The following is a 22365-nucleotide window of genomic DNA, read 5'->3' as shown; positions in this document are numbered from 1 at the left end:
GTCGGCTATTCATTGCCATTATTTAGTGATGTCGTTACCAAAGTACTTCTTGGACAGACGGGTCAACGTCCCGTTCTTCTTCAGCACCTTGATAGCCTTGCTAATGCGGTTGCGCAGCGCGCCGTTGTGCTTACCGACCATGGCAGCAATCTTAGCGGGTGCTACTTCACTCTTCTTCAGCTCGGTGACCTTGAGACCCTTAGTATCGTTAGACTGCTTGTAGGCGTACCATGCGGGCATCGAGTTAATTGTCCCGGCTGCGCGGCCCTGCCTGATCATCTGCAAAGCCGTGGTGAAGTCACCATCATCGATCAACTTGGCACCAGCCTTCTTGGCTACGAGGGCGTTATCCGTCCCCGTACCTTCAACCAGCGTCTTGCCCTTGACCCCTTTGAGGGTGGTGAGCTTACTACCCGACTTGGTGATCAGCGCCGAACGACTATAAATGTACGGCGTACTGAACAGGTAAGCCTTGCGCCGGGCTGGCGTGGGCGTGATGTTGTTCATGACCGTGTCGAACTTACCACTGCCCAAACCGGCAATCAGGGAGTCCCACTTGGTCGGTACAAACTTGGCCTTAACGCCCATCTGCTTCGCCACGGCTTTGCCCAACTCAACTTCAAACCCCGTCAGCTTACCGTTCTGACGGTAGGAGTACGGCTTATACGTGCCTTCGAGCCCAATTGTCAGTTCGCCCTTCTTGAGCAACTGACTCTTGTAGCTGGTGGCCGCGTGGGTCGCCTGCGTGTGGGTGTGGGTAAAGGTTGCCAACGTCAACGCACCCACCATGGCGGTCAGGGCGGCCGCCAACTTCTTCAAGTTCAACTTCATGATCAATATCCCCCTTGTACAGTTTCTACTATATATTTAGTACCCCAGTTATTCCAGCGTGGCAAAGGTCATCGCGGACACAAAGTTGCGAATGCGCTGATTATCCGTGTGGAAGAACGCGTCGCTACTGCCGTCAAACTCAATGTTGCCGTTCTCTAGGAACACGATCTTGTCAGCAACCTTCTGCGCAAACGCCATGTTGTGCGTGACGATGATCATCGACTGCTGTTCGCGGGCAATTTGTAGCAAGACCTTCAGCACGCCCAGTTCCAGCTCCGGGTCCAGGGCACTGGTCGGTTCATCCAAAAAGATGTATTCCGGCCGCATCGCCAGGCTGCGAGCAATCGCCACCCGCTGGGCTTGGCCACCAGACAGCGCGCTCGGGTACGCGTCGGCTTTGTCCGCCAGCCCAACTTTGCCCAACAACTCCTGCGCCCGCTTGGTCGCAGCCGCGGCGTCCTGCTTGAGGACGTGAACCGGACCCTCGATGACGTTCTGCAGGACGGTCAGGTGTGGGAACAGGTTGAACTGCTGGAACACCATCTCGGTGCGCCGGCGGACGTCCAGCACGGTCGACTCGCTAATGGGCTGGCTGTAATCGATCTGGGTCTGGTCAAAGGCAAAGTGGCCACTTTCCGGCCGCTCCAGTAAGTCCAAACTGCGTAACAGGGTCGACTTACCCGAACCAGACGGACCGAGGATCACGGTCGTTTGGTGCTCTGGAAACTCCAGCGACACGTCCTTGAGCGCCGCGTGGTCCCCAAACTGCTTGTTTAAGTGTTCGATTTTAATCATATGCGCCCTCCCCTAGTTAGCCTTCGTCACGTAACGCGACGTCCAGCGTTCCAGGTACTTCTGCACCCACGCCAGCACTGTGCAGGCAATGGCGTAGTACACCGCGACCAACGTGTACATCACCAGTGGCTGGTAGTTCTCCGCAGTGATTTGCTGGCTCACCTCGAACATTTCGACGATGGTGATGGATGCGGCCAGCGACGTATCTTTGACCAGACTGATAAAGCTGTTAGCCAACGGTGGCAGAGACACCCGCAGTGCCTGCGGGATGATGATCCGGCGTAGCGCCATACGCCGCGTCATACCGATAGTCGCCGCTGCTTCCCACTGGCCCCGCGGAATCGACTCAATCGCCGCCCGGATAGTTTCGCTACAGTAGGCCCCGGTGTTCAAACTGAACGTCAGGATACCGGCAACCACGGGGTTCATCTGGATTCCGTGCGGCAGGAACCCCTTGATTTTCAGGTATGGCAGGCCAAAGAAGACGATGAATAATTGTACTAGTAGCGGCGTGCTCCGGAAGAGCCAGACGTAGAAGCTACAGATCCACTTCACCACGTTAAACAGCCCGCCACGCTGCGAGATTCGCGCCAACGCGGTGAGTAATGCCAGCACCAGCCCCAAAATGAATGAGACGATGGCAATCGGCAACGTATATTTGAACCCCGCCGCCAACAACTGCGGAGTTGAGCTCGTGATGATGTGCCAAAGATTCATTGTATCCTCCTCTAGGGTTGAACCGGCAACCCCCGCCCGTTTTGTGGTCACGCCCTGCCACTACGCCAAAACACTCCGCCCCAGACGCTTGCGCACGAGGCGGAGTGTTGGGCAAACGGTGCGTTGAGTAATTCTGCGCGTACATGGCGATGATTTTTGCCCACGGCCACAAGTATATTATGTTTTTTATGGTAGCGTTATGCGACTTACTTGTCAATTGTTAGTGACTTTGGTGTAGCGTGGTTGGCCTAACGGGCCCGCTGGCAAAAGCGCCACACCGAAGCACACCATCAACGTACTGCAGTAGCGCCTGCATCTTTACCTATATATATGCTAGCCACCCACCCCGATTGGCTAGCCGCCCACTACAAAAGCCACCGTCGGTATTTTCCCAACGGTGGCTTTGATTCTCCTCAATTATTTTGTTACGTGTTACGCCAATCTAGTCACGCACGACTAGTACCGATATCGCCGCGTACTTTGCCATGTACGCCGCCTGGCTCCCAAAGTGACGAGCAATACCCCGCTTGGACATGGCCCCAATCACCAGCAAATCCGGCTGCACCTGCGGAATGATCTTTTTAATGATAGTTTCGCCAGCGTCACCTTCACCGATAACGGCCTGAACACTCTTAATACCGGCTTGCTGGGCCAGGCGGACGTAGCGTTCAATATGCTCCTGGAGTTCTACCCGCTCACCATGCACGTAATCCTTAGTGAGGGCCTGATACACGTTCATTTCGCCCGACTCCAACACCGACGCAATAACCAGCTCCGCATGGTCGGCTTTGGCCCGGTGAATGGCATATTGAAACGCCGCCAGGGCATCCTCCGAGTCATCCACACCGACTAGAATCCGTTTGAAATCGTCTTTCATTAGTCTACCTCCCCCGCGAAGTGCGGACTATTAGTAGTATGATCCTGCTGTGCCCGCTCCAAGCGCTTGTTGCCGCGGTACAGTTCAACCGTGCACCATACTAGTAGTACCAACACGGCGACGATGGCGACGTAAGCTAACAGGTGCGCTATTTCGATCTGGCCCGCCGTGGCGTGGGCGCCCAAGAAACCGGCAAAGGAGTCCGGCAACCCAATCAGGTTCAGGTAGGTCAACCCCAGGACGGAAATCCAACCACAAACCTTGACCCAGAGTGAGTTCTTAAACCTTACGCCCATCTCGGCCCGACTATCAGTCATCATCAACAACGGCAACATCGAAAACGGTAATGCAAAGGCGAGAAATACCTGCGAGTTGTTCATCAGGTTATTCAGTGCTTCGTGTTCGTCGACCGCCGGCAAGTTCCGCGTCATCCAAACACAGAACAGCACCGGAATCACGGAAATCAGCCGGGTAACGAGCCGACGCGCCCACAGCGGCATCCGCATGTGGATGAACCCTTCCATGATGACTTGCCCAGTCAATGTTCCAGTAATTGTCGAGTTTTGACCAGATGCGAGGAGTGCGACCGCAAACAGCACGGATAGTACCCCCGACTTGGCTACGGCAATCAGCACACCGTTACTCAACATGGATGTATCGGACAAAGCCTTAAACAGGCCAAAGAACGACGGGTCCTTGACGGCACCACTCTTGAAGACCGCAACCCCCATGATCAAAAGCAGGGAGTTCACGATAAACGCAAAGGTCAACTGAATGTTGGAGTCCCACTGGGTAAAGCGAACAGCGGTCGCCACTTCGTCTTCATTGTCGTGGTTGATTTTCCGTGTTTGGGAAATCGCCGAATGTAAGTACAAGTTGTGGGGCATGACCGTGGCGCCGATGATACCTAGCGCCCCGCTCAGTGGATTCATCCCGTTAACGTTCGGGTGGGCCGCCACCGTGCCGGCGGTTGGGATCAATCCTTTAATGACTCCACCCCAATCCGGATCCGACAAAGCCACTTGGTAAACAAAAACCAACAAAATGACCAGAATCAGACACACCACGATGGCTTCAATCTTGCGGAATCCGATCTTAGTCAGTAGTAATAATAGCAACACATCAAAAACGGTGACGAACACCGCAATGACTAACGGAATGTGAAACAATAAGTACAGCGCGATGGCAGCACCAATGACCTCCGCAATATCGGTGGCCATAATGGCAAACTCCGTCATGATCCATAAGATAATCCCCAGCGCTTTACTGGTGCGGGCCCGAATGGCCTGCGCTAAATCCATCTGACTAACGATGCCCAGCTTAGCCGCCATGTTTTGCAGGAGCATGGCGATTAAGCTCGAAATCAAGATGACAGACATCAGTAAATACTGGAAGTTCTGCCCGCCAGTGATACTCGTGGACCAATTACCAGGATCCATGTAACCAACGGCGACCAACGCACCGGGCCCGGAATAGGCGAATAAGGTGCGCCAAAAGCCCTTGTTCTTCGGTACCGGGACGGTCCCGTTAATTTCTTCCAACGACGGCCCGTTTGCATACTCAATCAGCTTATGCTTACGGGGTGTTACTGGTGCATTCTTCATGTTGCTCCCCTTTCTGCCCGGGGAACGGCAAACTCTTGTCGTTCCCGGGCTGCCACATGCGTGTGGCGCCCTCGAACTAGTCGAGTAATTTTGTAACCACCATCAGTATACAGCCGGTAATTTCATTGTAAAGCATTTTTTGGGTTGACTAGAAATTAAATGTTTCCTATCCATCAATGCCCGTAATTGGGCATTACGAGGCAAAATATAGCCGTGAGTGACTGTTTTTCTTTTTGGGCTACCTAGAAATAATGTGACACAGCACCAATTGACACCATGTTTTCATCAGCGATGTGGACATAAAAATAGCGGTGCTACTTGTTCTTCGCACCGCCATAACTTTGACATTTATGACCACTTGCAACCGCATCTACAGCATGACCAGCTTGCCCCGTAGGCTGTGTCCCTCTTCGGTAATGACGCCAGTAAACACCGCATTTGTCGCCAAAAAGCTAATCGTGGCCCGAGCCAGCAGGAACGGATTATTCAGGTCGACCATCACAAAGGCGCTGGCCTGATCGACCTGGACGCGACTGCTGACCGTCACGTCCCCGAGCATGAGACGCAGCAACCGCTCCGCCTGGCACGAGTTCCGTGCTCGCACCAGAAACACCCCGACGCTGGACTTCAGGACAAAGTAGTACCGCGGCACCAACTGGCGCGCCACCACGCGGTATTGGGCGACGCGGGCATGAGCCAAGTATTGCTTCACGCGCTGACGACTTTGCGTTAACACGTCCGTGTGTACGCCAACGTAGTAATCGATCCCGGTCATCGCGGCGCGCGACCACCCGACAGGCTGAAATGGCACCACGGCGGCTGTGCCAGTCGTCCGCTTAGGGTTAGTATTGCTGCCATCAATCATTATCCGTCACCCTTTCTCCAACGTGCTGTGCAAAGTTGCTCATGCTACCAACGTTTTACCATCATTATACAGATACACCCGCGCAGCTGACTCCTCCATGCTACCCACTTATTAGCTTCATTGTACGGCCGGAGTGGCGCGGGCTCAATGGCTAAACACGACCTTTTGGGCGTAATTTACGCAAAATTTCTGGCGCGTTCCGCAAAAATGTTATTTAATTGTTTGACTACCGCGTGCACCCCCTCCAGGCGCGTGACACCTGCCACGGGCTTGACCGTCACCGTCGTGCCCCGCCCCGGCCAGACGGCACCAATGCCACTTTGGCATTCCGACCATCAGTCCCATTATGTCCACGCAACCCCCCTGCCACTAGAGTTCTTACCATCACGTGCGTTTCGCGCAATTACCTCACGTCCATGGCACCATAATCAACGTAGCGCTACAGAATAAACGCCGGCGGAGCGCGCCCGCTGGTTGGAGGTACCATGACTACTGAAATCGACCCTGCTGCATGGCAAGCGGCCTACGACTTCATGTCGGACCACATGCCGGTGCTATACGCGGCTTTGCACCGCCTGCACATTCTGCCCCAACACGCTGATTATGACGACCTGCTACAAGAAGCACGGCTCGTCTACATCAAATACTATTGCCGTTACCACGACCCCCGCACCACCCCGACGGAGATCACCAAGTTTAACCGCCTGGCCGGCCACTTTGTCTACTTGAACCTGCTGGCTAAGCTGCGGACCCAGTGGCGCCGCGCGGAGATTGCACCGCAGGAACCTTTGATGTACTGGAATGAGGAACGCTTTCCTAGCCAGGTGGATCTACAGGGAGACTACGAGCGGCAGGAGTTTTTCGCCACCCTCCTCACCACACTGCACGCCCAAGAACGCGACGTCGTGCAGTTACGGCGCCACGGACTGAACAACACCGAGGTCGCCAGCCTCCTCGGTCTGTCCCGCTACCAGGTCATCCGCACCATGCGCAAAGTTCGTAAACAGGCGTTACTCCTGCTGCAGGCTGGCTACTAATTGTCAGCACCCCACCACCCGGTTGTGGCCAGACCGGACGGTGGGGTGTTATTTTTGGGCATTATACCTAGAAGGCATACTACCCCGTACAAATAAGTATTATCTTTTTTGCTTAGCTTTGTACATAATGGGGGTAAATGGTGCTTACGCATGCGTGGTGCGGACCAAAGTAGCGTCAACCAATGGAGGCAAACCAATGAAAGACACGATTTTTATCAAACCTGGCCAGATGGCCATTGAGGACGTCGACAAGCCGACCATCCAGGCACCCGACGACGTCATTTTGCACATCGTCCGGACCTGCGTTTGTGGTTCCGACCTGTGGAACTACCGCGGAATCGACGCGACGGCACCCCACTCCCAGAACCCGGGGCACGAAGCCATCGCGACCGTAGACGCCGTGGGCAGCGCCATCACGACCCTCATCCCCGGCGACTTTGTGATTGCACCCTTCACCCATGGCTGTGGCCACTGTGCCGCCTGCCGCGCCGGCTTTGAGGGTGGCTGTCTCAACCATGATGATAACTTTTCGATGGGTGCGCAGGCGGAATACATGCGTTACCAGCACGCCGAGTGGTCACTAGTCAAAATCCCAGGCCAGCCGTCCGACTACAGCGAGGACATGCTCAAATCATTGCTGGCCCTGGCCGACGTCATGGCGACCGGCTACCACGCCGCCCGCGTCGCCCGCGTTAAGACCGGGGACACCGTCGTCGTTGTCGGTGACGGCGCCGTGGGGTTAAGCGGCGTTCTGTCCGCCAAGATGCGTGGCGCCAAGCGCATCATCGCCATGAGTCGCCATGAGGACCGCGCGGCCTTGGCCCGGGAATTCGGTGCCACTGATGTAGTGGCCGAACGTGGCGACGCCGGGGTGGCCAAAGTCATGGCGTTGACCAACGGCGAAGGAGCCGACGCCGTGCTGGAATGTGTCGGTAGCGAACAGTCCGTCGACACGGCCGTCCAGTGTGGACGTCCAGGTGCCACCGTGGGCCGTGTGGGCGTGCCGCACAACGCCAAGATGGATTTGCGGCCACTGTTCTTCCGCAACACCCAGATTGCCGGCGGCCCCGCTTCGGTCACGACTTACGACAAGCAGGTCTTGCTTGACGCCGTCCTCAGGGGTGAGATCAACCCCGGCAAGGTGTTCACCAAGTCCTTCAAACTGGACGACATCGACGCCGCCTACCAGGCCATGGACAAGCGTGAAGCCATCAAGTCCTACGTGATTGTGGATTAACGTTGACACTAACACCATCAAAAAGCCCGCCAGCACTTGCTGGCGGGCTTTGGTGAATCTTCGGCCTCTTCCGCTCGTCGCGACCATAACCCCCGCGACCAGTGCGTACACGCCATCGACGCACAACAATGCCCGTAACGGCTACACCGCTACGGGCATTGTTGTGTCTAGCGTTGGTAAAGTGACAAATACTGCGCCGCCACTACTGGCTGATCACCAGCAACGACTTAATGGCTTTGCGTTGGTCCATCGCCTCGTACGCCTCCTGCACATGGTCCAGATCAAAGCGCTGGGTGAAGACACGGCCGGGGTGAATCTCACCTTTGAGCACCGCATCCAGCAAGACGTCACGGTCGTACGTCGTCACGGACGCAATGCCACCGCGCAGACCCACGTTCGTCCGGAATGGAATGGCGTTGGCATCCGTCGTTTCCTGAGGAATACCTATACGCCCAACGACAGCGCCGGGGCGGGCCACCTTGATGGCGGTATCGACGGACAGCGACGTCCCGACACACTCCAACACGGCATCAGCGCCACCGTTGGTCATTGCGCGCACCTTCGCTACGGCCGCGTCGCCACGCTCAGCCACCACGTCGGTCGCACCGAACTCCCGCGCCAAGGCCGCGCGGTCCTCGTGATGGCTCATCGCGATGATCCGTTTAGCACCGCGAAGCTTGGCGGCAATCACGCCACACAGACCCACGGCGCCGTCGCCCATGACGACCACGGTGTCGCCCGGCTTGACCTCAGCACTAGCGGCGGCGTGGTAGCCGGTCGCCATAACGTCGGACAGCGCCAACAGGTCGTTGAGCTGGGCGTCCGTGTAGTCATCCGGCTGGCCCGGAACCTTGACTAGCGACCAGTCGGCCAGCGTGTAGCGTACGTACTCGCCCTGGAAACCGCTACTCCCGTGTTCCTTGGAGTTAAAACAGTTGGCCTCAAAACCGGCTTTGCAGGCGGCACAGTGGCCACACCCGTGGGTAAACGGCATGATCACAAAGTCGCCGGGCGCCACGTGCGTGACCTCCGCGCCAACACTCTCGACCACGCCAATCGCTTCGTGGCCCACCACGGTGTTGTGCTTACGCTCGTCCAGGCCGCGGAACCACCAGAGGTCCGAGCCGCACACACAGGCACGGATAATTTTAATAACCGCATCGGTCGGTTCCTGAATCTTTGGATGTTCAAAGTCGCGGGCCTCAACCTTACCGGGTTCAACAAAGACAGCAGTTCTCATGTATAATCATCCTTTCTGCATACCAACAACAACGACAAAAACTACCGCACTATACGCGCGCCAACCACGCCTGAATTTGGGCGTCGTCGGCAGCAACGTGGTCGCCCGGCAGGCCGAATCCGGCCGCCACCGCTAGCGGTGCCGCCGCGGCTTTGAACTCATCCTCGTACTGCGCGGGAGTGCCCGCGTGCGTATAGAACGGCGCAAAGACCGCGCTGGCCCCCTGCGCCGCCTGCAGAAACGCGCGCACAGGGGTCGACGGCACACCCGACCAGACCGGGCCACCCACGAGCACCACGTCATATTGCGCCAAGTCCGGCAGCGGGTAGGCGAGCACCGGTAACTTCCCGGACGCCAGCTGGGCCTTGGCCTCCTCGGACGTCTCGTACATGTCTTGTGAGAACGTCCCCGGCGCCACGGTAATCTCAAACAGATCCGCCTGCGTCGCCGCCTGGAGCTGGTGCGCCAGTTTGGCGGTATGACCTGACCATGAGTAATACGCAATTAAAATTTTTGTTGCCATTATGCTGCCTCCCCAAGTATTAACAACTTACGCTTAGTTTACAACCTTCGAGTGGGTGTAAGGCAAGCAATTTTCTGCACAAATATATTGACAATAAAAAAGGAAACCGACGGGCAATTCAACCCGTCATTTTCCTGTCAATCTTTGTTGGTACAACGCAACACTCCACGGCTGGGTGTCCGCTGTCCGTGTCTGCGTTTATGCCGCTAGTCGTTAATTAAAGTGCCATGCCGCCGCGGTGTCCCGAAGCTGGTTCAACGTCACCATATCTGCATCGCTGATGGTAAAATCGAGGTGAGTGTTCGCCTCAATGTGCGCCCGTGACGTCGCCTTTGGCAGCGGCACCACCCCGTTCTGGACGCAGAACTGAATGGCAAGCTGGGCGAGACTGACGTCATACCGCTGCGCAATGGCCTGCAACGACTGGTTCCGTAGTAGCGCCCCCGTGGCTAGCGGCGAGTACGCCTCCACCAGGAGGTCATGCTGCTGGGCAAAGCTGGTAATGTCCGGTTCCGTGTAACCAACGTAATACTGGATCTGGTCCACCATCGGCGCTACCCCATCCATTGTTAGCAAGTTTTGTAGATCATGCACGTTGAAGTTTGACACCCCAATGGCTTTGACCCGCCCGGAAGCATAAATTTTCTGCATGGCGCGCCAAACATCCTGGTTCTCGTTGTCGTAGTCGGCACCCACGCTACTCCACGGCCGCGGCGCGTGGATCAGGTACAGGTCGAGGTAATCCAGCCCGAGATTGTTCATGGTCTGGTCAAAGTCACGGAGGGTACCGTCGTACGTTTTGGTCTCAGCGGGGAGCTTGGACGTCACAAAGATGTCCGCCCGTGCCACGTCGGACGCCGCAATGCCGGCGCCCACCTGGCGCTCATTACCGTAGACCAAAGCGGTATCAATGAGCCGGTAACCAAGATTCAAGGCGTTGGTCACGGCCTGCTGGGCGTCATCCTGGGCAATCTGCCAGGTACCAAAGCCAACTTTGGGTATTTGTACGCCGTTGGCCAGCGTGTATACATCATTCAATTTAGTCATTGTCCCACTCCTTTGCTAACTAATGCTGCACGATTGCTTCAATTGGGCGATAAGTTGTGGCCGGGCGCAGTATGGCCAGACACGGATTTGTCCACGTGCATCCTGGCACACGCGCACGGCGACCACTCCCGCTAAATATTTGTAAGCAACATAGTTAGCATAGCCCTTGTAGTTAAGTTTAAGTCAAGTGCAGCACCATAAATAATTGCGGCGCGCGCCTACATCCAGGCAGGTTTGTCGCCTTCCGTGCCCGGTTGGTCGATCCCCACGCTGGTGCGGTGGTATTGGTCGGGGTTCTTGATCAAACGTACGACAAAGTCAGCCACGCTGGCCCGCGAAACGGCGGTACCCTTAAACGGTTCGTCCGCGCCGGTCAGTTCGTAATCAATTTGGGGGTCATTGGTCAACCAGGCTGGCCGTAGTTGCGTGGTGTCGATTGCCGTCGTCCCTTTGAGCAAGCGGTCTGACTCCCGGAAACCCGGCAAAAACGCACCAATGGCCTGTTCGTTCCACTCGCCAAACTTACCGGGTACCTCGTGTAGGGCACCCAAGGCACTGTAAAAAATCAGCCGGGTGCGCTTAGCGGCGGTCATAGCCGCAATAATGGCCTTAGTCGATTTGGCCAAGTCGGTCCCACCAACGTTTGAGTACACAATGTCAACACCCGTCATCGCGTCGGTCAGTGCCGCCTGATCCTGAACATCCCCGTCAATCAGCGTCACGCGGGCGTTTTGACCTAAATTGGCCAAGCGCACCGCGTTACGTAAGAACAAGACTAGTTCATCATCCGTTTCGTCAAGTAGGCGCTGCGCCACCAATTGAGCCGTCGCGCCGTGTGCACCTAAAATCAATACTTTTGTCATTATTTGCTCCTTTAGCTGACCCTACTGGGTGCGTGTGACAACCATCCGTTGTGTCCATCACTACAATTACTAGCATAGGGCCCCAAAAGCTATTCGTCTAATGCCTAGTTTGGATAGGCGTATAGTCTGCAGGCATGGGTGCCCTCGGGAACCAGCCAGCACGCTACACCACCCCGCGGAAGTAGAAAAATCTGCCCCTAGGAACAGTGACGGGCCAACCGTCAATAATTGCCAGTGTGGCCAACCGGGATTAATAAACGAGCGAGGCCACTCAATCCTGCAACCGGATTGGGTGGCCTCATTACGGTGAATAAGCTTTGGAAGCAAGATAGATAAAGTTTAGTAAGTCTTACTCCAATCCATGGTGGTACGCAGATAAGTACCAGCAACTGGATCTGAATAATATGTGCCGCTCGGGGTAACGATGTACTCGGGTTCATCAGAATCTGAAGCCGTAATCGATGGGTGCTGTAATCCGTTACCACTAGGTGTACTTTGTTGCGGTGCACTGGCTGTGGCTTGCCCACTGGATTGGGCTGGCGCACTTCCCTGCGTGTGACTGCTAGTGTAACCATTACTGCTAGTTTGCCCGCCACTGTTGGCAGCACCATTACCACTACTCTGCGTATTGCCCCCTGAATAGGAATTAGTGGCTACCTGATTATTGGTGGCGGGCTGCGTATTATTAGTGGCCTGCGTCCCACTACTCTGCGCTGCCCGAGTGGTCGTACTGCTTTGGCTGCTTGCTTGGGCCGCTGCCACCTTGGCAGCCGCAGCGGCTTGAGCGGCCGCAGCCGCCTTGGCCCGAGCCCGTGCCGCCGCTTGCGCCTTTGCCGCTGCGGCCAGCTTAGCTTTTTGTTGAGCCGCCGTCAGCGGGTGCGTACTCTGCCGCACCACCGCCACCGTTTTGTGGGTGGTGCTGGCAACTAGCTTCAACAGTTGTGGTTCGTACGCCACCCGTACGTGCCCAGCGATATTCCGGTCGTGACGCAACGCGACTGCCGTCCGCATTGTTTGCAGATTATCAATGGTCGGATCCTTCACCACGCCCAAAATAGCGGTCAACGCCATGCGAATGTCGGCAATGTCCTTACCTTGACCCTTGATTCGGCCAACTTTAGCCGTTGCTCCCCGCAAATCATGACTGATCAACGTCTTACTCTTGCCTTGCGCACCATCACGCACGGTTTGTTTGACCGCTTGGTCCGCCGCTTGAATTACCTGGCGCTGGCTCGCGGTCAGGTGCGCATACGGATTCTGTTTAGGATGGAATACCTTGCTGGCATGCGTCGACACCGGCGCTTGCCGATTAAGGATGACCACACCCGCGCCAACTGCCGCGACCAACACCACCGCGAGGCCTATTAGCCACCGGCGCCATTTACCCAGTTTTTGCATCGTTCTCCTCCATAATAAGCCCAAACAACCCCCAACCCTATCGTCGCTGTAATTTTACCACGTAGCCTGTGTAAGCGCTAACCATTGTTGCCAGTATCACCTTGCTACCATCCCCATAGCTTCGCGCCAAGGCACAAATTTGCGTTCGACGTACACTTCCGCGCCGTCCTAGCAGCATGAATGACAAAAAACATGTTGCGCACGACCGTAGTCGCGAGCAACATGCTCATCATCAATAGTAATTTTACTGCAACAGGTGGTGGGCCTGCAGGTACTGCTTCGCCACAACTGCAGCTTTGCGGTGCTTGACGGTCACCTGGTAGTTCATCTCCTGCATTTCCTTGGTCGAGATCTTGCCGGCAATCCGATTCAGGCTCTTCACAATGCCTGGGTGCGCCTTGGCAAAGCTGCTCCGCATTACCGGCGCACCCTGATACGGTGGGAAGAACGACTTGCTGTCACGCAACACGACCAGGTGGTACTTCCGAATCTGCGGGTCGGTGGTGTAAGCATCAGTCACGTCCAGGTTGCCGTTGGCCAAAGCTTCATATCGCAGCGACGGCTCCATCGTTTTGACGTTGGTGAAGTGCAGGCCATACGCCTGCTTCAAACCAGGATAACCGTCCTGTTGCTGGTAAAAGTCCGGGTCAAAGCCGGCACGCAACTGCGGGTACTTGGCTAGATCAGCGATGGTCTTCAGGTGGTACTGCCGCGCCGTCGCCTGGGTCACGGTCAACCCGTAACCGTTCTGGTAAGCCATCGGGCGCAGGTAGGTCAGGTGGTACTGCTGAGCCAGGGCAGTCTTAGCGTCATGGTACGCCGTTTGCGGATCGTGGCTGACCGCCTTGTTGGTTTTGACCAGCGACTGCATGACCGTCCCCGTAAATTCGGGGTAAATGTCGATTTGCTGCGACCGCAAGGCTTTGAACAGGAAGCTCGTGCCCCCAAAGTTGCGCTTGAGGACAACGTGCACGTGCGGATTATCCTGCTCGATCAACTGCTTGTACATGTTGATCAAAATCTCCGGTTCCCCACCCATCTTACCGGCAATGGTGATCGTAGTGGTCTTGGGGGTGACTACTTTGTGCACTCCGTACGCACCACCAATACCGACAGCTAGCACGACCACACCAATGGCCAGACGCTTAAAGGAGACGTGGGACAGGAGCTTAATCAGCGCACTGGCCACAATCGCCAACACCGCAGAAAGGATGGCCCCCACGAAGAGCGCGGAGTTGTTATTACTTTGAATCCCCAGCAGGATGTAGGTCCCCAAACCGCCGCCACCAATCAGGGCCGCCAGGGTCGCGGTCCCGATGATCATGACGACCCCGATGCGAATCCCCGATAAGATCATCGGCATGGCGAGGGGAATCTGCACGCGCATCAGCTTGTACCGCCGGGAGACGCCCATCGCGTCGGCCGCCTCAATCAGCAACGGGTCAATGTTAGTCAGCCCCGCGTACGTGTTTTGGAACACGGGCATGATGGCGTACAGAACCAGCGCGATGATAGCCGGCACCGTGCCGATCCCCACAAAGGGAATCAGTAACCCCAAAATCGCCAAGCTGGGAATTGTCTGGACGACGCTGGCAATTTGGAGGACAAACTCACCGGCTTTACGGTGGTTCATTAGGACGATTGCCAACGGAATTGCGATGATAATCGTGATAATCGTGGCAATCAGTGAGACTTCAATGTGCTGGCCCAGCGCGACCAGAATTTCGTGCGCGTTGGTTTGAGCGTAGTGAATAATTTCTTTAATCAATGGTACGGTCCTCCGTTCGTAGGCTAGCTAGGTACTTGAGCAGGTCCGCCCCCGTTAGCCGCCGGTCACCCGCAACAATGGCGGTTGCCGGCGCATCCTGGATCATCCCCGCCCAGGTAAAAATACTGGTCGTCAACGGCAAAACGGTCGCGTCATCGTTGGTAACAGGCTGGCCAAAGCCGGCGGCAACCACCTCGGCCAACGTCTGGTGCGTGCTAACGATGCCACGGAAGAAATCCTTGACGAAGGCATTGGCTGGCTGCCGCAAAATAGTGGCGGGCTCCCCCACCTGCTGTAAGACCCCGTTATGAATCACGGCCAAACGGTCGGCTAACCGCACCGCCTCGCGCATATCGTGGGTCACAAAGATGATCGTCGTCTCAACTTCGCGGTGCAGACGCAAAATCAGGTCCTGCAACTGCTCTTTGGACACGGGGTCCAGGGCCGAGAACGGCTCGTCCATTAACATTAGCTTGGGGTTACCAGCCAGGGCGCGCACGATGCCGACCCGCTGCGCTTCACCACCAGATAGTTCGTCCGGCTTCCGGCCGGTGTAGGTGGCTGGATCCAAGTCCACCACCTGGAGTAAGTAGTTAATGCGGTCGCGGATCTTATCCTTCGCCCACCCCAATGCTTCCAACTGCACAGCCGCGTTTTGCATCACGGTCATGTTCGGGAACAGGGCGCTCGACTGGAGGACGTAGCCGATGTGCTGCCGGAGGGTCTGCACGTTGCTAGTAGCCACGTCCTCCCCGTCAATCAGCACCTGGCCGGTTGTGGGTACAACTAGGCGGTTAACCATCTTCAGCAGCGTGGTTTTACCGCTACCCGATGGGCCCACCAACACGAACAGCTCCCGTGATTCGACCCGTAGATCCACGTTATCGAGGGCCACCGAGTCGGGGTACCGCTTGGTGATTGCTTTGAATTCTATCAACGATTCGTCCTCCTTCACACTGGTGCCGTGCCGTATCTTAACTACGTTCACCGTCCAGTTGTTGCCTAGCGCTACCGCTTGCTGCGGAAGCGCTCATTGCAATACATAGTGTTATTATATCTTTTTTGCCGATTGCAACGCATCAAATGTTCGCGTCATCTGCTTGGAAAATAACCGCGTCAAGCGAGTCAACTCCGCCATCTCGGCGGGTGACAACGCCGCCATGGCGTCAATTTCCGCCTGCGCCGCGGGAGCAATGACTTGCTGCGCGTAGGCCCGCCCTTTGGCTGTTAACCGCACCAATTTTCGGCGCCGGTCATGGGAATCCTCCGCCATTTCGGCGTAACCCTGCTGCCACAGCTTCTTGGTGATCGAACTGATGGTCTGCTTGGTTGCGGACAACCGGGCGCAGATATCGGCCTGCCGTTGACCAACCGGTGATTCCCACAGCATGTATAACACAAATTCCTCTTTGGTAGTCAACCCAAAGCTACGCGCATGCCGGTCAAAGAGTGCGAACTGTGTGTCGCGTAGATGCCGATACTCCTGTAAATACTGCAAAACTACTTGCTGATCCATATGTGCTCCTCGTATAATGTAAGACTGTCTGATGTCGGACTTAATGGTACAGTAATCGCCTAGCATTGTCAAACGCGCCATTATTAAAAACGACAGGACCCACAATAATAGTGGCGCCATGTCGTTTAAAACAACGTATAAATTTTTCATTGCTTGCTTCTCTGCCAGCTGTGCGCACAGCCCAACGTTGCGGAGTAACTCAACACTTACGTTGCCCGACAACGTTGCTTTCTCAATGTCACCATTGACCAAGCTTCTTAATTACACCAGCCGAATCAACGCTACCCCGGCAATCATGACGACCAACCCGGCCACTTGCACCCAGCCGACCAGATTACGCCGCGAACCAAGCCAACCAAACTCGTCAACCAGTAAGCTCCCGGTCATCAACCCGACCAGCACGATGACGACGGCGAGGCCGGTCCCAATCGTTGGCGCCAGGTAGGCATTGCCCAGCACGTACAGTGCCCCGATGAAACCGCCGAGCCACATCCACCAACGATGGACTGGCTTAGTCGCAGCGTATGTCAGGTGGGGGTGCAGCACTAGGACAATCACGGCGAGAATGAGTGTCCCCATGCTAAAGTTGACGAACGCCGATTTAATTGCGGAGCCCAATAGCACGCCGAGATGACCGTTGATGGCGGTTTGGCTGGCACTCAGCATCCCCGCAAACACGCCCCACAGCCGCCAAAGCCACAGCACCTTTTCATTCTGCTGACCATGGGTGGCACCGCCAAAGCTATTCGTGCGCCGCGCCACGAAGCCAGGTAACGCTACGGTTATCAACACACCGCCAACAACCAACAACGCCCCCAGGCCGCGCGTCAAGGTCAGCGCCTGCACGTTTGCGTGGAACCAACCAAAGTTATCAATCATTAACCCCATGATGATCTGCCCCAAAACGGGAAAAATCACGGTCTGTACACTACCAATCTTGGGAAACAGCAGAATGTTCGAGGTTAGATAGACCACCCCAAACAGGCCGCCAAGCCACAACCACCAGGGCTCGTTGGCGATAAAACTGGGGTGAATACCTAACGTCGCGCCGCTAGCCAACGTGATCACAGCCAAAAAGAGCGTGCCCATGAGGAAGGACAAGAATGACGATAAAAATGGTGAGCCCACGGCTTCGCGCAACCGCGAGTTAATGCTAGTCTGCAGTGGCACACCGACGCCGATAGCCAGCCCAATAATAATGGGAATCATGGTTACCTCCTATTTGTTTGTCTCACTAATATTTTAGCTTACCACACAAAAAGCACCCCCAGGTGGGAGTGCTTTGCGTTTGCCAATTGTTGATCCGTAAATTAACGCTTGGAAAACTGACTAGCCTTACGGGCCTTCTTCAGACCTGGCTTTACGTTCCTCGATTTTATACGGTTTCACCGAGTTTCAAAGTCCCTTTATATCAACGTTTCTATTCACTCACTTTTATGGAATTTCACCGAGTTTTGAGCGTGACGCCCTAATTTGGTACAAAATGGGCATTTCGTAAAGCTACGATTAACGCAAAGCAAACGCACAAATGAACGTAAAGCAGGTTGTACCCAGACCTGCTTTTTTTGTCCTCAAAATTCGTTTTAGTCAAGAACAAATCACTAAATATGGAGGAAATTACATTGATGAAAGCAGCCCGGCGAACTTCGATTTTCGCCGCATTAATTATGCTATTCATCCAACTCTTTGTCCCCGCCTCAATCGCCCTCGCCGCCAGTATGACCAACACCAAGGTCGCTGACTGGCGCAATACTTGGCATTTGCATTTGTTCAATGGCCTACATTGGACAGATGAAGGCATGTGGAAGAAGAAAGTGGATGGTAAGGTCGCCTTCTGCGTGGAGCACGGGGTCAACCTCGATATGAGCGGTTCCGGATACAACCCCAGCACTTACTCCGACGCTAAGAAGGATCAACTAGCCAAGATTGCTTACTATGGTTACTACCAGAACCCAACCAACCGCAACTACGCCGTAACCCAGATGATTATTTGGGAAACGCTCGGCGATTCGCTGCTCACCACACCAAACAAGACCTATCAGTCTGAAAAGAAAGCGATTCTCGATAAGGTCGCCGCGCATGATCGTAAGCCGTCCTTCAACGGTAAGCAGGTCACGCTAGCAGTTGGCGATTCAATCACCTTGACTGATACTAACGGACGGCTTGCAGCTTTCGCCCAGCAAACGGCGAACACCGCAAACCTCAAGATTACGAAGTCTGGCAACAAGCTCACGCTGACGGCCACTGCCCAGTCGAAGGAATCCGGCAAGGTGGCTTACGCGATTGCCAAAGCTGCTGACGTTGGTACCTCTTTCGTCTACACGAAAGGCTCACAACAAAAGCTCGTCAACTTCAAGCTGTCCAACAACGGCGAGTTCTCTCTACCTATTAAAGTTAATCTCAACGGTAACGTGAAAGCCAAGAAGGTTGACGCCGACACCAACAAGGCGCTACCGGGTGCTAAGCTCAAGTTTGAATACAATGGCACCGCCAAGGAAATCACGACTGGCACTGACGGCTACGCTGCCTTGAACGGAATCAAAGCTGGCACCAAGATCAAGATCAGCGAAGTCACTGCTCCGAACGGCTACGTCAATAAAGGTGAACTCAAAGAAGTCACCATCGAACCCGGAAAGACCGTTGAAGTCGTTCTTGGCAACAAGGAGCAACTCGGTAATGTGACCCTCGCCAAGATTGGGCGTGAGTTCGGTAGCGACATGTTCAATGCCTACTACTCGCTTAATGGTGCCGTCTACGGCATTTACACCAGCACCGGCACACGGGTTGGCGCGATCACCACTGACGGCAATGGCAAAGGCACCTTGCAGAACCTCAAGCTCGGTAGCTACTACGCACTGGAAGAAAAAGCCCCTGCTGGCTATGTTCTGAACACGACCAAGCTGCCGTTTGAATTGAAGTATGCTGGTCAAACTGTCGCGGTCACTACTGCTCACGTCGATACGACTGATCAAGAACAACGCGGCACCGCCACCATCGAAAAAGTTAACGCTGTTACCGGTAAGCAGCCACAAGGTGCTGCCAGCCTTAACGGTGCTGTCTACGAACTCCACCGTGCAGCTGATGACAAGCTCGTGAAGTCGGTGACGATCGCCAACAACACAGCATCCGTTTCTGGCTTGGAGCTGGACGATTACTACTGGCAAGAGGTCAAGGCGCCGACTGGCTACGTGCTTGATCCGCAAAAGCACGCCTTCAAGTTGGCTTACGCTGGTCAGAACGTCACCACTGCAACTGCTACTACGACGGTCAAGGAACAAGTCATCACTGGTGATCTCGACTTGCTCAAGTACGGTAACTACGACTGGTCAACCCAAGGCAAAGGCACTAAGCCGGTCATGCTCAAGGACACCCAGTTCACCGTCACCAGCAAGACTACCGGTAAGGTTGTTCGTACCGGCCTCACCGATGCCCAAGGCTACGTGAAGTTCACGGATTTGCCTTACGACATCTACACCGTTACTGAAACCAAGACACCAACAGGCTACAACGGGATCAAGCCGTTCACTGTCACGGTTGACGGCACCCAAAAGTCCCAGCATTACAGCATCGAAAACAAGGTAATCGAAGAAAAACTGCGGGTGGTCAAGGTCGATACCGAAACTGGTAAGACCGTGCTGCGCGCTGGCGCAATCTTCCGTGTTAAGAACCTGCAAACCAACAAGTACGAAGTTCAGCCAACTGCTGATAAGACCGGTACGACTGATAAGTTTGTAACCGATAACTCCGGCGAGCTGATCACCGCCGAAGCGCTTGGCTACGGCAAGTACCAGCTCGAAGAAGTCCAAGCCCCAGAAAGCTATGTACTGGCTAAGGAACCAGCCAAGTTCACCATCGACGGTAGCCATAAGGACGGCATCGTGGTCATCAAGTTCGCTGACCTCTCCCAAAAGGGTGTCGCCACCTTGACCAAGACCGGGGCTACCCCAGTCGCCGTCGAAAAGGTTGAAACTGAATACGGCGATCAGTACAAGTTTAAGTACGATTACACCGCCCTCGCTGGTGCGAAGTTCGAGTTCAAAGCAGCCGAAGATATTACGACTGCTGACGGCACCGTTCGTGCCCACAAGGGTGACGTGGTTGCTACTGGCACCACTGACGCTCAAGGCCAAATCCAGACCCCAGAGCTGTACCTCGGCAAGTACACTGCCACTGAATTGTCTGCGCCAAATGGTTTCATCATGAACCCTGATCCGATCGCTTTTGAACTCAAGTATGCCGGGCAAGAAGTGACGGTGACCTCCACCTCACTTGAAGCCAAGAACGACTTTCAACAACTCGACATCACGCTCAACAAGCAAGAAGAAAGCATCGCCGGTTGGAAAGACAACCTCCCAGTTATCAGGAACGTCGCAGCCAACGGCCAGATCTTCGGCTTGTTCACGCAAGGCGAAACCACAATCGGCGATACTGTGATCCCATCTGAATCACTCGTCGCCACCACGACGGTCAAAGACGGTAAGGCTGAATTTGGCTCGATTCAGTTGCCAGAAGGCTACTACTACGTCAAGGAACTTGTTGCTGGTGAGAAGCACGACTTGAACACGACTATGTATGGCTTTCATTTCCACACCACCGACAACGAGAAGATCAAGCACATTGACCTCAATGACGGCAAGGTGATCGACAACAAGCTCCACGAAAACGAACTGTCATTCAAGAAGACCAATGAGGTTTCGACATTAGTTTCTGGTAAGAGCTACACCTACGCCATGACCGGTAATGCTGCTGGCGCGGTTTTTGAACTGCTCGACGCTGACAAAAAGGTGATTCAGACTATCACCGTCGGCAAAGATTCCACTGGTTCCATCAAGCATCTGCCCGTAGGCACGTTCTACTTGCGCGAAACCAAGCCTTCTGCCACCAACCTTGTCTTATCGAAGGAAACCCTCAAGCTCGTGTCTACTAAGGACGGCGTGACGGTTTTCGATAGCAAGGAAAAGCAGATTGGGGAGACCAAGGCTGACGCCAAGGAAACCGCGATTGCCTTTGAACTGACCAACGACTTGATCAAGGGCACGGGCGAACTGACCAAGACCGACGTTTCTAACGGCAAGCGGCTACCCAACACCGGCATCCGCATTCTGGACGAAAACGGCAAGACGGTTGTGTCTGGCCGCACCGACAAGAACGGGGTCTTCTCCTTTGGCAATCTGCCTGCTGGCAAGTACAGCTTCCAAGAATACGATGCACCCAAGGGCTACGAAATTAGTGAAGCCCTCGTGCCATTCGAGATCACTAAGGATGGCGAAATCGTGAAGGCCGTCATGACCGACAAGCAGACACCTAAGCCTGGCCTCCCACAAACCGGTAACGCGACGTCCGGCTGGCTCATCGTCATCGGTGTAGTGCTGCTGCTCGGCGTCCTCGCTGCAATGGTTGTGATCGGTGGTGCCAAGAAGAAAGACGGCAAGTAACATGCGCATTTCTTCTATCAATATGTACCCTGATCCCGGTGGCGACGTACTGCTCCATGGCGACATCGTACTGGATCATGTGCTCATCTTGAAAAACGTGAAGCTCATCGAAGGTCAGTATCGCTGGTATATCCAGTTTCCACGATACGCTGATGGTCGCACGGTTCACCCAATTTCCAAGTCGTTTTACGACTACCTACTTCAACAACTAACCGAATACTATCACCAAGCCACAGCCGAGTAGCCCCACTACCCGGCTTTTTGAATACGAAAGGAAGGCTACAACATGGAACTTAAATTTGTTGCACCAAATATTGAAAAGACGTTCGGCCACCTGTACTTCGGTTCGCTCAAGCGCGAACTGTCAGAAGGTGATCGCGACAATCGCAAGGTTGTCTCCCGCACTTACGAATTGTTCTCCGACTTGCAGCGTACCGACAACATCGAGATCACCATTCCAGCGAAGAAAGGTGACAAGGCCGAAAGCATTGAAGTTGATGCACCAGTCACCATCATCAAGCCGCGCATTGCGACCGTCGGCTACCGGATCGGTGAACAAGCCTTTGTGCGCTACATCTGCAATGCCGATGATATTGTCCCAGTCAAATAAAA

The 22365-nt window shown here is 54.9% G+C and carries 20 protein-coding genes; 5 read left to right on the top strand and 15 right to left on the bottom strand.

Annotation, left to right across the window (positions count from 1 at the left end; all coding sequences use genetic code 11):
* Positions 1-18: 18 nt before the first annotated feature.
* From FD19_RS07100 to FD19_RS07075, 6 genes are all read right to left on the bottom strand, one after another.
* Entirely contained in the window at positions 19-831 is an 813-nt protein-coding gene (locus FD19_RS07100; RefSeq protein WP_054750796.1) for a transporter substrate-binding domain-containing protein, read from the bottom strand.
* 48 nt (positions 832-879) lie between these two features.
* Positions 880-1626 (bottom strand): amino acid ABC transporter ATP-binding protein, encoded by a 747-nt coding sequence (locus FD19_RS07095; RefSeq protein WP_056969500.1) that lies wholly within the window; start codon positions 1624-1626, stop codon positions 880-882.
* Positions 1627-1638: 12 nt separating this feature from the next.
* On the bottom strand, positions 1639-2343 hold the full coding sequence (locus tag FD19_RS07090; protein WP_054750797.1) for an amino acid ABC transporter permease: 705 nt from the start codon (positions 2341-2343) through the stop codon (positions 1639-1641).
* 442 nt (positions 2344-2785) lie between these two features.
* The gene (locus FD19_RS07085) at positions 2786-3220 is read right to left on the bottom strand and encodes a universal stress protein (RefSeq protein WP_054750798.1); all 435 of its coding nucleotides are present in this window, start codon (positions 3218-3220) and stop codon (positions 2786-2788) included.
* Positions 3220-4824, bottom strand: a complete 1605-nt coding sequence (locus tag FD19_RS07080) for an Nramp family divalent metal transporter (protein ID WP_056969497.1) — start codon at positions 4822-4824, stop codon at positions 3220-3222. Before FD19_RS07080 ends, FD19_RS07085 begins: the two co-directional genes overlap by 1 nt.
* A gap of 370 nt (positions 4825-5194) precedes the next feature.
* A complete protein-coding gene (locus FD19_RS07075; protein WP_054750799.1) occupies positions 5195-5689 on the bottom strand; it encodes a hypothetical protein in 495 nt (164 codons plus the stop codon).
* A 485-nt stretch (positions 5690-6174) separates the two neighbouring features.
* On the opposite strand from FD19_RS07075, the gene FD19_RS07070 reads away from it, so the two are divergent.
* Positions 6175-6726: a sigma-70 family RNA polymerase sigma factor gene (locus tag FD19_RS07070; protein WP_054750800.1), complete on the top strand. Its 552-nt coding sequence runs from the start codon at positions 6175-6177 to the stop codon at positions 6724-6726.
* Positions 6727-6922: 196 nt separating this feature from the next.
* Positions 6923-7963 (top strand): zinc-binding dehydrogenase, encoded by a 1041-nt coding sequence (locus tag FD19_RS07065; RefSeq protein ID WP_054750801.1) that lies wholly within the window; start codon positions 6923-6925, stop codon positions 7961-7963.
* Positions 7964-8165: 202 nt separating this feature from the next.
* Here the strand turns inward: FD19_RS07065 and FD19_RS07060 are convergent, their stop codons facing one another.
* From FD19_RS07060 to FD19_RS07020, 9 genes are all read right to left on the bottom strand, one after another.
* Entirely contained in the window at positions 8166-9203 is a 1038-nt protein-coding gene (locus FD19_RS07060) for a zinc-dependent alcohol dehydrogenase family protein (RefSeq protein WP_056969495.1), read from the bottom strand.
* A 49-nt stretch (positions 9204-9252) separates the two neighbouring features.
* Entirely contained in the window at positions 9253-9726 is a 474-nt protein-coding gene (locus FD19_RS07055) for a flavodoxin (RefSeq protein ID WP_054750802.1), read from the bottom strand.
* A gap of 213 nt (positions 9727-9939) precedes the next feature.
* On the bottom strand, positions 9940-10773 hold the full coding sequence (locus FD19_RS07050; protein ID WP_054750803.1) for an aldo/keto reductase: 834 nt from the start codon (positions 10771-10773) through the stop codon (positions 9940-9942).
* A gap of 218 nt (positions 10774-10991) precedes the next feature.
* On the bottom strand, positions 10992-11636 hold the full coding sequence (locus tag FD19_RS07045) for an NAD(P)H-binding protein (protein ID WP_056969493.1): 645 nt from the start codon (positions 11634-11636) through the stop codon (positions 10992-10994).
* A gap of 339 nt (positions 11637-11975) precedes the next feature.
* Positions 11976-13034 (bottom strand): hypothetical protein, encoded by a 1059-nt coding sequence (locus tag FD19_RS07040; RefSeq protein ID WP_054750804.1) that lies wholly within the window; start codon positions 13032-13034, stop codon positions 11976-11978.
* Positions 13035-13278: 244 nt separating this feature from the next.
* Positions 13279-14802 (bottom strand): ABC transporter permease/substrate-binding protein, encoded by a 1524-nt coding sequence (locus tag FD19_RS07035; RefSeq protein ID WP_054750805.1) that lies wholly within the window; start codon positions 14800-14802, stop codon positions 13279-13281.
* Positions 14795-15739, bottom strand: coding sequence for an ABC transporter ATP-binding protein (locus FD19_RS07030; RefSeq protein ID WP_054750822.1), 945 nt, complete (start codon positions 15737-15739; stop codon positions 14795-14797). Before FD19_RS07030 ends, FD19_RS07035 begins: the two co-directional genes overlap by 8 nt.
* A gap of 114 nt (positions 15740-15853) precedes the next feature.
* Complete coding sequence (locus FD19_RS09620) at positions 15854-16318, bottom strand: MarR family winged helix-turn-helix transcriptional regulator (protein ID WP_056969490.1); 465 nt, start codon at positions 16316-16318, stop codon at positions 15854-15856.
* Positions 16319-16579: 261 nt separating this feature from the next.
* Entirely contained in the window at positions 16580-17527 is a 948-nt protein-coding gene (locus tag FD19_RS07020) for a DMT family transporter (protein WP_056969488.1), read from the bottom strand.
* 416 nt (positions 17528-17943) lie between these two features.
* Here FD19_RS07020 and FD19_RS07015 point away from each other — a divergent pair, with 416 nt between their 5' ends.
* The 3 genes from FD19_RS07015 to FD19_RS07005 are packed head-to-tail and all read left to right on the top strand — an operon-like array spanning position 17944 to position 22363.
* The gene (locus tag FD19_RS07015) at positions 17944-21753 is read left to right on the top strand and encodes a SpaA isopeptide-forming pilin-related protein (protein WP_191978613.1); all 3810 of its coding nucleotides are present in this window, start codon (positions 17944-17946) and stop codon (positions 21751-21753) included.
* Position 21754: 1 nt separating this feature from the next.
* Entirely contained in the window at positions 21755-21997 is a 243-nt protein-coding gene (locus FD19_RS07010; RefSeq protein ID WP_019864322.1) for a hypothetical protein, read from the top strand.
* 42 nt (positions 21998-22039) lie between these two features.
* On the top strand, positions 22040-22363 hold the full coding sequence (locus FD19_RS07005) for a DUF961 family protein (protein WP_003606404.1): 324 nt from the start codon (positions 22040-22042) through the stop codon (positions 22361-22363).
* The last annotated feature ends 2 nt before the right edge of the window (positions 22364-22365 follow it).

This window comes from Lacticaseibacillus thailandensis DSM 22698 = JCM 13996 (assembly GCF_001436135.1).
Lineage (GTDB): Bacteria > Bacillota > Bacilli > Lactobacillales > Lactobacillaceae > Lacticaseibacillus > Lacticaseibacillus thailandensis.
Note: the sequence above shows the minus strand (reverse complement) of the source record. Positions and strands in the feature narration are given on the sequence as shown.